We start from the raw sequence: 13,043 nt of genomic DNA on the forward strand, positions 1-13,043 counted from the left end.
ACGGTCATGCCGGCCCGCCCCAGCGGCGGGTCGATGTAGAGCGCGTAGGCGGTGATGCGGTCGCTGACGTGCCGCGTATCACCGTCGAGCAGGTTGGCGGCCACGATCTCGAAGTCGTTGTACGAGGTGTGGGTGAACGCACCCCGGCCGTTGCAATCGCCCATCGCCCAGATGTGATCGACGCTCGTCTTGAGCCCGTCGTCGACGACGATGTAGCCGCGGCCGTCGGTCTGCACACCCGCCGCCGGTAGACCCAGGTCGTCGGTGTTGGGCCGTCGCCCCACCACCAGCAGCAGATGGCTGCCTGCGACCGGCGCGACACCGAGGCCAGGTGTGAGCTCGAACCCGTTGGTGTTGTTGGTGATTCGCACGTCGTCAGCGCCAAGGACGACGTGGATCCCTTCGTTCTCCAAGATGTCCTTGATGGCTCCCGACACATCGTCGTCTTCGCGGGACGCAAGCCTGCGACCCCGCTCGACGACGGTGACCCGGGACCCGAACCTCCGGTACATCTGCGCGAACTCCAGCGCGATGTAGCTGCCGCCCACAATGACCAGATGCGTTGGCAGCATGTCCAATTCGAGGATCGACAGGTTGGTCAGGTAGTCGACGCCGCCGAGTCCAGGAATGTCGGGCACCACCGCACGGCCACCGACGTTGAGGAAGATCCGCTCGGCGCTCAGCAGGTTGTCCCCGACCCGCAGGGTGTGCGGGTCCCCGAAACGCGCATGGCCGCGAACGACGGTGCATCCGTCCATACCGGCCAACCAACTTTCGACACCCTCTCGGTCCTTGAGCATGATCTCGTCTTTGCGCGCCTTGACTCTCGCCATGTCCACGCTGATCGGCCCGATTCCGATGTCGTAGTCCGCGCCGCGCCGGGCCAGATACGCGGCGTGGGCGCTGGCCACCAGGGTTTTGGTGGGAATGCATCCGGTGTTGACGCAGGTGCCTCCGATGAGCTTGCGTTCGACGACGGCGACGCGCTGCCCGGCGGCCGTCAGCCGGCCGGCCAGCGGCGGTCCCGCTGGCCGGCACCGACGATGATCGCATCGAAACGATTTGTCACAGGCCGGCCGTCAGCGCCAGGATCGCGAACCCACCCAGGATCGCGACCGCGTCCTCGAGCAACGCGATCGGCAGGTCCTGCCCGCCGCGGGCTTCCACCAGCCGCCGGCGCGCCTGATAGCCGCCCATGGTGCCCAACACCGCGCCGATCACACCGCAACCCAGCGCGGAAAAGGTGAAATGCCACGCAGCGCCGAGCACCGCGCCGGCGAATGCCCCCATCGTGATCCGTGCGGCGAACGGCGGTGGCGCGGTACGCGGCGGCGCCTTCGGGAGCTTGTCGGTGCCGAGTTCGGCGATCGCCAGGACGGTGACGATCGCGACCGTGATCCCATTGCCCATCCAGGATGCCCAGGTTTCCTGTAAGTCGATCCACCCGAGCATGGCGGCCCACGCGACGACAGCGGGGGCCGTCAGGGTACGCAGCCCGGCGACGACGCCGATCAACAAGGCCATCAGCAAAACAAGCGCATGTAACACGCAGGTCCTCCCGGCAACGAGCGGTCCGGCGACCGTCGGGGTAACAGCCCATGGAGACGACGCGGATGACGGCCTTAGGCGGACGTTAACACAGCCGTGCGCGTCGCACCCACTGTCAGAACCGGCAAAACCTGATGTCCGAAGCGAGAATCGCCTTCGCGCCGATCGCGGCGAGCTCGTCCATGACCTCGTTGACGCCCCGTCGGGGCACCAGTGCGCGGATGGCGACCCAGTCCGGGTCGGCGAGCGGCGCGATCGTCGGCGACTCCAGCCCCGGCGTGATCGCGGTAGCCCGGTCCAGCACCGAGCGCGGGCAGTCGTAGTCGAGCATCAGGTACTGCTGGCCGAAAACCACACCCTGGATCCGCGCCACCAGCTGGTCGCGCGCAGCCCTGGCCTGCTCGGCCTCGTAGTCCATGCTCTCGATCAGCACGGCCTCCGAATCGCACAGCGGCTCGCCGAAGGCGACGAGGTGATGCAGGCTCAGTGTCCGTCCGGACCCCACCACGTCGGCGATCGCGTCGGCGACCCCGAGTTGCACCGAGATCTCCACCGCACCGTCGAGCCCGATGACGGTCGCCTCAATACCCCGCTCGGCCAAGTCTTTCCGGACCAGGTTCGGGTAGGCGGTCGCGATGCGTTTGCCGGCCAGGTCGGCCGTCGTCCACTTGTGCCCGGCCGGGCCGGCGTAGCGGAAGCTGGACGACCCGAAGCCGAGCGCCAGGCACTCGCGCACCGCCGCGCCCGAATCGCACACCAGATCGCGTCCGGTGATCCCGAAATCGAGTTCTCCCGAACCGACATAGATCGCAATGTCTTTAGGGCGCAGGAAGAAGAACTCGACTTGGTTGACTGGGTCGAGGACTGTCAAGTCCTTGGGATCGGTTCGGCGACGGTAGCCGGCCTCCGCGAGGATTTCGGAGGCCGGCTCGCTCAGCGAGCCCTTGTTGGGAACCGCGACCCGCAACATGCTCACAGCTTCCGGTAGATGTCGTCGAGGGACAGTCCGCGCGCGATCATCAGCACCTGCGTCCAGTAGAGCAATTGGCTGATCTCCTCGGCGAGCGCGTCGTCGGCTTCGTGCTCGGCGGCCAGCCACACCTCGCCGGCCTCCTCGAGGATCTTCTTGCCCAGCCGATGCACCCCGCCGTCCAGCGCGGCGACCGTGGCGCTGCCGGCGGGTCGGGTGCGGGCGCGGTCGCCCAGTTCGGCGAACAGATCCTCGAAGGTCTTCACGGCCAGCGATTGTGTCATGCGGGGGAAGACACAGTCACGGCGGTTTCGCCCCGCGTCGCCAAGACCGGCCGCTCGCGGCATACGGTAGGGCATGGATTTCTCCGAGATCGTCGTCACCGTTGCGGGACCCCGGGGCGACATCACCTTGAACCGCCCGGAGAAGCTGAACCCTCTGAGCACGACGACGCTCAACGAATTGGTCTTGGCCGCGCGATATCTCGATACCCTGCCCACCGTCAAGGTGGTCGTCGTGGCCGGCAACGGACGGGCCTTCAGCGCCGGCGCGGACCTCGCGTCGTTCGCGACGCGGCGCGATCGCGGCGGCCCGGCAACTGTGGGCGCGACGCGCGAGGCGGCCGACGCCGGACGGCGGATGGCCGATGCGATCGAGGCAATGAATGCGGTGACGGTCGCGCGCCTGCACGGCCACTGCGTCGGGGGTGGCGTCGTTCTGGCGGGGGCCTGCGACCTGCGTGTCGCGGCCGACGACACCCGCTTCGTGATTCCGGAAGTCGACCTGGGCATTCCGCTGGCCTGGGGTGGTGTCCCCCGGTTGGTGCGCGAAATCGGTCCCGCCAGGACGAAGGAACTTGTCATGACCTGCCGCCCGTTCGACGCGACCGAAGCGCTTGCTGTGGGCTTCGTGAACCGGATGGTGCCCGCGGCCGGGCTCAGCGCCGCCGTCGACGAACTCGTCGGCCGGCTGGCCGCGAAGTCCGCGCTGACGCTGACCGCCACCAAACGCCACGCCAACGCGGTGACCGAGTCGATGGTCGGGACAACGCGGGCCTGGAATGACGCCGATTCGCTGGTCACCGCGCTGCGCGACCCCGAATCGCGGGCGGCGGGAACGGCTTACCTGAAGCGCTTGGGCCGGGACTACACGGGTTGAGCGCGAACGAGGCCGACCTAATTCACCGAACCTGTAGATCTGTAGCGAAAGCGCGAGTGGTGATCTGCAGAATTACAGGCTCGGCGGCGCCGCCAGCCAGTCCCCGCCGAGCCGTTCAGTCCTCCGGGTTGTAGCCGAGGTTGGGGCCGAGCCAGCGCTCGGCTTCGGCCAGCGTCCATCCCTTGCGCTTCGCGTAGTCGGCTACCTGGTCCTGGGCCATCCGGCCCACCACGAAGTACTGCGACTGGGGGTGCGAGAAATACCAGCCGCTGACGGCAGCACCGGGCCACATCGCCATCGACTCGGTCAATTCGATACCGGTCCGCTCCTTGACGTCCATCAACTTCCAGAGCGTCGCCTTCTCGGTGTGCTCCGGGCAGGCCGGGTAACCGGGGGCAGGGCGGATTCCCCTGTACTTCTCATCGATGAGCGCCGCGTTGTCCAGCTGCTCGTCGGGCTCGAATCCCCAGAACTCCCTGCGGACCCGTTGGTGCATCCGCTCGGCGAACGCCTCGGCCAGCCGGTCGGCGATCGACTCCAGCAGGATCGCACTGTAATCGTCGACGGCTGCCTTGAACTCCGCGATCTTGTCACCGCCGCCGAGCCCCGCGGTGACGGCGAACGCGCCGATGTAATCGGCCAGACCGGTGTCCTTGGGCGCGATGTAGTCGCCGAGGCACCGGTTCGGGATGCCGTCCCGGTGCTCACCCTGCTGCCGGAGGTTGTGCAGCGTGGTCAACACCTCGGTGCGGGTGTCGTCGGTGTAGACCTCGATGTCGTCGAAACCGGGGCCGACCGCGTTCGCCGGGAAGAATCCGATGACCCCGTTGGCGGTCAGCCACTTTTCCTTGATCAGGGTGTCGAGCATCTCCTGGGCGTCGTCGTACAGCTTGCGGGCAGCCTCGCCGGTGGCCGGGTTGTTGAGGATGTCGGGGAAGCGGCCCTTCATCTCCCAGGCGTTGAAGAACGGCTGCCAGTCGATGTATTCGCGCAGTTCGGCGAGGTCGTAGTCGTGAAACTCCCGCACGCCCAGCCCCTGGGCGGGCACCGGCGGCGTGTAGCCGTCCCAGTCGATCGGCGTCCGGTTGGCGCGGGCCTTCTGGAGCGTCAGCATCGGCCGCTCGTTCTTCTGGGAGTGCCGTTCACGAAGGGATGCGTAGTCGGCCTCGGTGGCCTCCAGCAGGGCCGGACGCTGCTTGTCGTCGAGGAGGGCCGCGGCGACCGGCACCGAGCGGGACGCGTCCTTGACCCAGACCACCGGGCCGCTACGGCGCGGCGCCACCTTCACGGCCGTGTGGGCGCGCGAAGTGGTCGCGCCACCGATCAGCAGCGGAATCTTCAGCCCCTCGCGTTCCATCTCGACGGCGAAGTTGACCATCTCGTCCAGCGAGGGGGTGATCAGCCCCGACAGCCCGATGATGTCGGCGTCGTGCTCCTTCGCCGCGTCCAGGATCTTGCTCGCAGGCACCATCACACCGAGATCGATCACTTCGAAGTTGTTGCACTGCAGGACGACCCCGACGATGTTCTTGCCGATGTCGTGGACGTCGCCCTTCACGGTCGCCATGATGATCGTGCCGTTGGTGTCTTTCCCAGCTGCGGCGCCGGATTCTTCCTTCTCCGCCTCGATGTACGGCAGCAGATACGCAACGGCCTTCTTCATCACCCGGGCCGACTTGACGACTTGGGGCAGGAACATCTTGCCCGAGCCGAAGAGGTCGCCGACCACGTTCATGCCGTCCATCAGCGGGCCCTCGATCACCTCGATCGGGCGACCACCCGCGGCGGCGATCTCGGCCCGCAGCTCCTCGGTGTCGGCGTCGACGTGGGCATCGATGCCTTTGACCAACGCGTGAGTGATCCGTTCGCGGACCGGGAGACTGCGCCACTCGGCCGCGACCGGGTCGTCAGCCTTCTCCGTGCTGTTGAACCGCTCGGCGATCTCCAGGAGCCGTTCGGCCGCATCCTCGCGGCGGTTCAGGACGACGTCCTCGATGCGGTCGCGCAGCTCGGGGTCGATCGAGTCATACGGCACCAGCGCGCCGGCGTTGACGATGCCCATGTCCAGGCCCGCCTTGATGGCGTGGAACAAAAACACGGCGTGGATCGCCTCGCGGACGGGATTGTTGCCCCGGAACGAGAACGACACGTTCGAGATACCGCCGGAGATGTGCACCCTGGGCAGATTCTCCTTGATCCAGGCGCAGGCCTCGATGAAGTCGATCCCGTAGGTGGCGTGCTCCTCGATACCGGTCGCCAGCGCGAAGCAGTTCGGGTCGAAGATGATGTCCTCGGCCGGGAAACCGACCTCGTCGGTCAGGATCCGGTAGGCGCGCCCGCAGATCTGTTTGCGGCGCTCCAGGTTGTCGGCCTGGCCCTGCTCGTCGAAGGCCATCACGACCACAGCGGCACCGTACTTGCGGCACAGCCGTGCCTCGCGGACGAACTTCTCCTCGCCCTCCTTCATGGAGATCGAGTTGACGATCGGCTTGCCCTGCACGTTTTTCAGGCCCGCCTCGATGACCTCCCACTTGGAGGAGTCGATCATCACCGGGACGCGGCTGATGTCCGGCTCGGCCGCGATCAGCTTGGTGAACCGGTCCATCGCGGCGACGCCGTCGATCATGCCCTCGTCCATGTTGATGTCGATGACCTGCGCACCGACCTCGACCTGTTGCAGGGCGACCGACAGCGCGGTGTCGTAGTCCTCGGCCTTGATCAGGTTGCGGAACCGGGCGGAGCCGGTGATGTTGGTGCGCTCACCGATGTTGACGAACAGCGAGTCGTCGGTGATGTTGAGCGGCTCCAGTCCGGCCAGGCGAGTGGCCGCTTGATTTTCTGGGATCTCCGGCACCTCGCGCGGCGGCTTGCCCTCGACGACCTTGGCGATCTCGGCGATGTGCGGCGGCGCCGTCCCGCAGCAACCACCGACGATGTTCACCAGGCCCGCCTCGGCGAAGTCTGCGATGTAGCTCGCCTGGCGCTCGGGGGACTCGTCGTACTCGCCAAAGGCGTTGGGCAGCCCGGCGTTCGGATAGCAGGAGACGAAGGTGTCCGCGATCCGCGACACTTCGGCGATGTAAGGCCTCATCTCCGGCGCGCCCAGGGCGCAGTTGAGGCCGACCGCGAGTGGCTTCGCGTGCCTGATCGAGTTCCAGAATGCTTCGGTGACCTGACCGGACAACGTCCGCCCGGAAGCGTCGGTGATGGTGCCCGAGATGATGACGGGCCAGCGGCGTCCGCGCTGCTCGAACAGAGTCTCGACGGCGAACACGGCCGCCTTGGCGTTCAGCGAGTCGAAGATCGTCTCGATGATGAGGAGATCGGCACCACCGTCGACCAGGCCGTTGGCTGATTCGAGGTAGGCCGCGACCAGTTGGTCGTAGGAGACGTTGCGGGCCCCGGGGTCGTTGACGTCCGGCGAGATCGACGCGGTGCGCGTGGTCGGACCGATGGCGCCGGCGACGTAGCGGGGCTTGTCCGGGGTGCTGAACTCGTCGGCGGCCGCCCGCGCCAGAGCGGCACCGGCGTAGTTCAACTCGTAGCTCAGCTCGGCCATCTCGTAGTCGGAGAGCGAAATCGCGTTCGCGTTGAAGGTGTTGGTCTCCAGGATGTCGGCGCCCGCCTCGAGGTACTCGCGGTGGATCCCGGCGATGATCTGTGGCTGCGTCAGGCTGAGCAGGTCGTTGTTGCCCTGAAGCGCGGTCGGCCATTCGGTGAACCGATCGCCGCGGTAACCGGCCTCGTCGGGCCGGTCGCGCTGGATCGCCGTACCCATCGCGCCGTCGATCACCATGATCCGCTGGCGCAGAGCCGCCGTCAGTTCGTCGGTGCAGTCTGGGCGGATGTTCGGCGCGAAGGTCTGAGACGCCGAGGCGTTTACGGTGGCGTTCACGTGCATTCCTTCCGTTACGGAAGGCGTCCTTGACTCTGCCGAGCGTGGCGGATACCGGCAGGACCCGGATCCGTTGCAACGCCTCTCGACCAGGAAAGTCTACGTTGTCACCCGACGTCTGGACGCCCAGCTCGACCCGACCCGCTCAAGCGTCGCGGAGCCCTCCAGCGCCGGCTTGCGAATCGTGTCGGCAATCTCGTCGTTACCAACTCTAACCAGATGGCAGTCGAACATATTTCGTCTCGACCGCGGCGACCGCCGGCTGCCGAAGTCATCGAGGCCCAGGTCAGCCGCCTGCGGCCGGGTACCCGTCACGCCGTCGCCGACCACCGCACGTCGCGCCAATGCATCGAGGACGCCAATGTCGTAGCGGGGTTGGCTTGCGACAGTCACTCGCTTAAGGATAGTCGGCCTGTGAAATCGTTCGGCTGACGGCGTTCGGACCTGCCACCCCGGGGTTTGCCGCGCGGCCCGCATCGTCGGCGGGCCACACCTCACGGCCCACCTCCTCAACGGCCCACCGCGCGGCCCGCATCGTCGGCGGGCCACACCGTACCCTGACGTTGTGACTCCGCCCGCCGGTAGCGCCGCGCTGCCCGAACTGCACAACACCGTCGTCGTGGCGGCGTTCGAGGGCTGGAACGACGCGGGTGACGCAGCCAGCGACGCGCTCGAGCACATCGAGGCCATCTGGGAAGCGGAGCCCATCGTCGAGATCGACGACGAGGCGTACTACGACTACCAAGTGAATCGTCCCGTCATCCGCCAGATCGATGGGGTTACCCGCGAACTGGTGTGGCCCGCGATGCGCATCTCGCACTGCCGCCCGCCGGGCAGTGACCGCGACGTGGTGCTCATGCACGGGGTGGAGCCCAACATGCGCTGGCGCACCTTCTGCGCCGAATTGCTGGCCATCGCCGACAAGCTCAACGTCGACACCGTCGTCATCCTCGGCGCGCTGCTGGCCGACACCCCGCACACGCGGCCGGTTCCGGTCTCCGGCGCGGCCTACTCGCCGGAATCGGCGAAGCTGTTCGGTCTGGAGGAAACCCGCTACGAAGGACCGACCGGGATCGCCGGCGTCTTCCAGGACGCGTGCGTGGCTGCCGGGATCCCGGCGGTGACGTTCTGGGCGGCGGTGCCGCACTACGTATCGAGCCCGCCCAACCCGAAGGCGACGGTGGCGCTGCTGCGGCGCGTCGAAGAGGTACTCGACATCGAGGTGCCGCTGGGCGACCTCCCCGCGCTCGCCGAGGAGTGGGAACAAGCGATCAGCGATGTGGCCGCCGAGGACGAGGACCTGGGCGAATACGTGGAGTCGCTGGAGCAGCGCGACGCCGAGGTCGACATGAGCGAAGTCCTGGGCAAGATCGACGGCGACACGCTGGCCGCCGATTTCGAACGATATCTGCGCCGCCGCCGCCCCGGACACGGGCGCTGAGTCCGGCCACTGACGGAATCGCCACGATTTGCCGTCGTCGGCGGCGATGCGAAAACATCGGCAATTCGGGGGCGAGCCCGGCCGGACGGCGCAAGCGACGACGAGAGGAGCCGCATGGCCGCATGGCCCGATCCCGACAACCCTCGGTTGACCGCCGACCAGGTCGATCCGGTCCCGGACCGCCTTGGCGAAGAGGCCGGCTACCACAAGGGGCTCAAACCGCGGCAGCTGCAGATGATCGGCATCGGGGGTGCGATCGGCACCGGGCTTTTTCTCGGTGCCGGCGGCCGGCTGGCCAAGGCCGGGCCGGGGCTGTTCCTCATCTACGCGCTGTGCGGCTTCTTCGTCTTCCTGATCCTGCGGGCGCTCGGAGAGTTGGTGTTGCATCGTCCGTCATCAGGCTCGTTCGTGTCCTACGCGCGCGAATTCTTCGGCGAGAAGGCCGCGTACGTCGTCGGGTGGATGTACTTCCTGAACTGGGCGATGACCTCGATCGTGGACACCACCGCGATCGCCACCTATCTGCACCGGTGGAGTTTGTTCGCCCCCGTCCCCCAGTGGCTTTTGGCCCTGATCGCTCTGGCGGCCGTCCTGGGTATGAACCTGATCTCGGTGGAATGGTTCGGCGAGCTGGAGTTCTGGGCCGCGCTGATCAAGGTGTTCGCGCTGATGGCCTTCCTGGTCGTGGGGACCGTCTTTCTTGCCGGGCGCTACTCCATCGACGGCCGCAGCACCGGATTGAGTTTGTGGACGGGCCACGGCGGCTTCTTCCCAACCGGTCTGGCGCCTCTGCTGGTGGTCGCCTCGGGCGTCGTGTTCGCCTACGCCGCGGTCGAACTGGTGGGCACCGCGGCCGGGGAGACCGCGGAGCCGGAGAAGATCATGCCGCGGGCCATCAACTCCGTGATCGCGCGCATAGCCGTCTTCTACGTCGGGTCGGTTGCACTGCTGGCGCTGCTGCTGCCCTACACCGCCTACAAGTCCGGGGAGAGCCCGTTCGTCACCTTCTTCTCCAAGGTCGGCTTCTACGGGGCCGGCGACCTGATGAACATCGTGGTCCTCACCGCGGCGCTGTCGAGCCTGAACGCCGGCCTTTATTCGACCGGCCGCGTCATGCACTCGATAGCCATGAGCGGCAGCGGCCCGAGGTTCGCCAAGCGGATGTCGCGCAACGGCGTGCCCTACGGCGGCATCGCGATGACGGCCGTCATCTGCCTTCTCGGTATTGCGCTGAATGCCTTCAACCCCGGTGAGGCGTTCGAGATCGTACTCAACGTCGCCGCACTGGGCATCATCGCGTCATGGGCCACGATCGTGCTCTGCCAGCTTCAGCTCTACCGGGTGGCGCGCGCGGAGCTGCTGCAGCGCCCGCGGTTTCGCATGCCGCTGTCACCGTACAGCGGGTACGCGACCCTGGCGTTCTTGGTCGCGATCCTGGTGCTGATGGGCTTCGATGCACCGATCGGCACCTGGACCGTCGCATCGCTGGTGGTGATCGTCCCGGCCCTGGTCGTGGGATGGTACGTGGTGCGCCACCGTGTCATGGCCGTCGCGGGTCGGCGTACCGGCCTCACGGAGCCGCGTCCGCCGATTGCCAACCCGCCGATGCAACCGTCAGACTGATGCCCGTCGCCAGACCCCCTGCAGGAGAGAAACGATCATTCGCAACCGCTACGCCGCCACGCCACCGCTGTACGGGATGGCCATGATCTTCCTGGCCATCGCCGTGGTCGCGGTCACCGCGTATCTGCACGCGGGCTGGTGGTCGGCGATCGGGTACGGCGCGGCCGCACTCATCGCCGTGGTCGGCTTCGCGCTCGTCTTCCGCGACCTGTCCTGACGCGACCTGTCCTGACGCCCGGCGCGGAAGGGTCAGGCCCCGGGCTTCTGCAAATCCTCGTTGTACGCGCTCGTGGAGCGGCCGAGCGCGGCAACCTCGGCGTCCATCCGCGGCAACAACTCGGCGGTCGTCCTGCGGATGGGAAACGCCCCGACCCGGGTGGACAGCACCGGCTTGAGCCAGCGGAACGCGCCGACCCACGGCGGACAGTAGACGTGGTCCCGACGGCCCTCGATGCCCTTCACCAGGGCGTCGGCGCACTTGTCGACGGTGGTCGTCGTGTTCAGCGGCCACGGCAGCTTGGCGAGCAACTCGCCGAACGAGGGCAGGTCGGTCTTGGTGTCGCGGACCAGCGCGGTGTCGATCCAGGACATGTGCGAGGAACCCACGCCGACCCCCCGGTGGGCCAGCTCCAACCGCAATGCGTCGGCCAGGATTTCGACGCCGGCCTTCGACGCGTTGTAGGGTGCCAGTCCCGGGGCCGCGGCGTAGGCCGCCAGCGACGAGACGACCAGCACGTAGCCCCGGCGGTCGATCACCGACGCCAGCGTGGCCCGCACGGTGTGGAAGACACCCAGCACGTTGACGTCCAGCACCCGCTTGAAGGCCTCGGGATCGACCTGCAGCACCGACCCGTAGCTGGCGATGCCGGCGTTGGCCACGACGACGTCGATGCCGCCGAAGCGTTCGACGGCCTGCGCAGCCGCCGCCTCCATGGCGGGCAGATCGCGCACGTCGGCGACCGCGGTCAGCACGCAGTCCTCGCCGAGTTCGGCGGCCCGCGCGTCGAGTTCGGCCTTGTCCAGGTCCGTCAGCACGAGTTGGGCGCCCCGGTCCCGCAGGCGGCGGGCGATCTCGGCTCCGATCCCCCGGGCGCCACCGGTGATGAACACGACCTTGCCCTGCAGCGATGTCATGGCCGACAAGGTACCGTCGCGCCGGTCACAGGTCCACCCCGAGCAGCGCATCGGCCGCGGTCGCGACCAGCCGCGGCGCGGCGGTGTCATGGCCGCCGTATTCGAGCGCGTCGGTAACCCAACCATCAAGGGCAGCAATGGCTTTGGGGGTATCTAGATCGTCGGCCAGGTAACGCCGCACCCGGGCTACGACGTCGGCGGCGTCCGGCCCCGACGGCAACGCCGCCGCGGTGCGCCAGCGCTGCAGCCGGGCTGTGGCCTCGTCGAGCACCTGCTCGCTCCAGGACCGGTCCGTGCGGTAGTGCCCGGCGAGCAGTCCGAGCCGGATGGCCGTCGGCTCGACGCCCCGGGCGCGCAGCGCCGAGACCAGCACCAGGTTGCCGCGGCTCTTGGACATCTTGTGCCCGTCCCAGCCGATCATCCCGGCGTGCACGTAGTGCCGCGCGAAACGCCGCTCCCCGCCGACGCATTCGGCATGGGCGGCGGTGAACTCGTGATGCGGGAAGATCAGGTCGCTGCCACCGCCCTGGATGTCCACGCCGCTGCCGAGGCGGCTGAGCGCGATCGCCGCGCATTCGACGTGCCAACCGGGCCGGCCGGCGCCGAACGGCGACGTCCAGCTGGGCTCGCCGGGCCGCGCGGCCCGCCACAGCACGGCGTCGAGGGCGTCGGACTTGCCGGGGCGCTCCGGGTCGCCACCGCGCTCGGCGAACAGCCGCAGCATGGTCTCGCGGTCGTAGCCGGACTCGTAGCCGAACTGCAGGGTGGCATCCGCACGGTAGTAGACGTCGGGGTATTCCCCGTCGACGACGTACGCCGCGCCGGCGGCGACCATCTTCTCGACGAGCTCGACAACCTCGGCGATCGCTTCGGTGGCACCGACGTAGTCGTGCGGCGGCAGGACGCGCAGCGCGGCCATGTCGTCGCGGAACAGCGCGACCTCGCGGTCGCCGAGCGCACGCCAGTCGATGCCGTCGCGATCGGCACGCTCGAACAGCGGGTCGTCGACGTCGGTGACGTTCTGCACGTAGCGCACGTCGTGACCGGCGTCCAGCCAGTGCCGATACACCAGGTCGAACGCCAGATAGGTGGCCGCGTGGCCCAGGTGGGTCGCGTCATACGGCGTGATCCCGCAGACGTACATGCCGGCGACCGCGCCCGGCCCGATCCCGACCGGACGGACCTGACGGTCGGAGGTGTCGTAGAGACGCAGCTCCGGGCCGCGTCCCGACAACGCCGGCACGCCGGGCGAACTCCACGACTGCATCCCTCGA

10 protein-coding genes and 1 pseudogene are annotated in these 13,043 nt (G+C 67.8%); 4 read left to right on the forward strand and 7 right to left on the reverse strand.

The window, feature by feature from the left end; genetic code table 11:
- The 4 genes and pseudogenes from ACOJVU_RS09080 to ACOJVU_RS09095 form a co-directional block, all read right to left on the reverse strand.
- Positions 1-1,069 (reverse strand): annotated as a pseudogene (locus ACOJVU_RS09080) (mercuric reductase); the annotation flags it as partial.
- Positions 1,066-1,548, reverse strand: a complete 483-nt coding sequence (locus ACOJVU_RS09085; protein ID WP_421529470.1) for a DUF4126 domain-containing protein — start codon at positions 1,546-1,548, stop codon at positions 1,066-1,068. The pseudogene ACOJVU_RS09080 and the gene ACOJVU_RS09085, both read right to left, overlap by 4 nt.
- A 115-nt stretch (positions 1,549-1,663) precedes the next feature.
- Positions 1,664-2,518, reverse strand: a complete 855-nt coding sequence (gene hisG / locus ACOJVU_RS09090; protein ID WP_421529471.1) for an ATP phosphoribosyltransferase — start codon at positions 2,516-2,518, stop codon at positions 1,664-1,666.
- Between the two features lie 2 nt (positions 2,519-2,520).
- Positions 2,521-2,802, reverse strand: a complete 282-nt coding sequence (locus tag ACOJVU_RS09095) for a phosphoribosyl-ATP diphosphatase (protein ID WP_421529472.1) — start codon at positions 2,800-2,802, stop codon at positions 2,521-2,523.
- A 73-nt stretch (positions 2,803-2,875) separates the two neighbouring features.
- Between ACOJVU_RS09095 and ACOJVU_RS09100 the strand changes: the two genes are divergently transcribed.
- A complete protein-coding gene (locus ACOJVU_RS09100; protein ID WP_421529473.1) occupies positions 2,876-3,676 on the forward strand; it encodes an enoyl-CoA hydratase/isomerase family protein in 801 nt (266 codons plus the stop codon).
- A gap of 115 nt (positions 3,677-3,791) precedes the next feature.
- On the opposite strand, the gene metH is transcribed toward ACOJVU_RS09100, so the two are convergent.
- Positions 3,792-7,577 carry a methionine synthase gene (gene metH, locus ACOJVU_RS09105; protein WP_421529474.1) on the reverse strand — a complete coding sequence of 1,262 codons (3,786 nt, stop codon included), beginning with the start codon at positions 7,575-7,577 and terminating at the stop codon, positions 3,792-3,794.
- A gap of 559 nt (positions 7,578-8,136) precedes the next feature.
- Between metH and ACOJVU_RS09110 the strand changes: the two genes are divergently transcribed.
- From ACOJVU_RS09110 to ACOJVU_RS09120, 3 genes are all read left to right on the forward strand, one after another.
- The gene (locus ACOJVU_RS09110) at positions 8,137-9,012 is read left to right on the forward strand and encodes a PAC2 family protein (RefSeq protein ID WP_421529475.1); all 876 of its coding nucleotides are present in this window, start codon (positions 8,137-8,139) and stop codon (positions 9,010-9,012) included.
- 114 nt (positions 9,013-9,126) lie between these two features.
- The gene (locus ACOJVU_RS09115; RefSeq protein ID WP_421529476.1) at positions 9,127-10,635 is read left to right on the forward strand and encodes an amino acid permease; all 1,509 of its coding nucleotides are present in this window, start codon (positions 9,127-9,129) and stop codon (positions 10,633-10,635) included.
- Positions 10,636-10,711: 76 nt separating this feature from the next.
- On the forward strand, positions 10,712-10,852 hold the full coding sequence (locus ACOJVU_RS09120) for a hypothetical protein (RefSeq protein ID WP_421529477.1): 141 nt from the start codon (positions 10,712-10,714) through the stop codon (positions 10,850-10,852).
- 32 nt (positions 10,853-10,884) lie between these two features.
- Here ACOJVU_RS09120 and ACOJVU_RS09125 read toward each other — a convergent pair whose 3' ends face one another.
- Positions 10,885-11,769 carry an SDR family oxidoreductase gene (locus tag ACOJVU_RS09125; protein WP_421529478.1) on the reverse strand — a complete coding sequence of 295 codons (885 nt, stop codon included), beginning with the start codon at positions 11,767-11,769 and terminating at the stop codon, positions 10,885-10,887.
- Positions 11,770-11,794: 25 nt separating this feature from the next.
- Complete coding sequence (gene mshC, locus ACOJVU_RS09130) at positions 11,795-13,036, reverse strand: cysteine--1-D-myo-inosityl 2-amino-2-deoxy-alpha-D-glucopyranoside ligase (protein ID WP_421529479.1); 1,242 nt, start codon at positions 13,034-13,036, stop codon at positions 11,795-11,797.
- Positions 13,037-13,043 lie beyond the last annotated feature (7 nt).

This window comes from Mycobacterium sp. THU-M104, from assembly GCF_049197365.1.
GTDB lineage: Bacteria > Actinomycetota > Actinomycetes > Mycobacteriales > Mycobacteriaceae > Mycobacterium.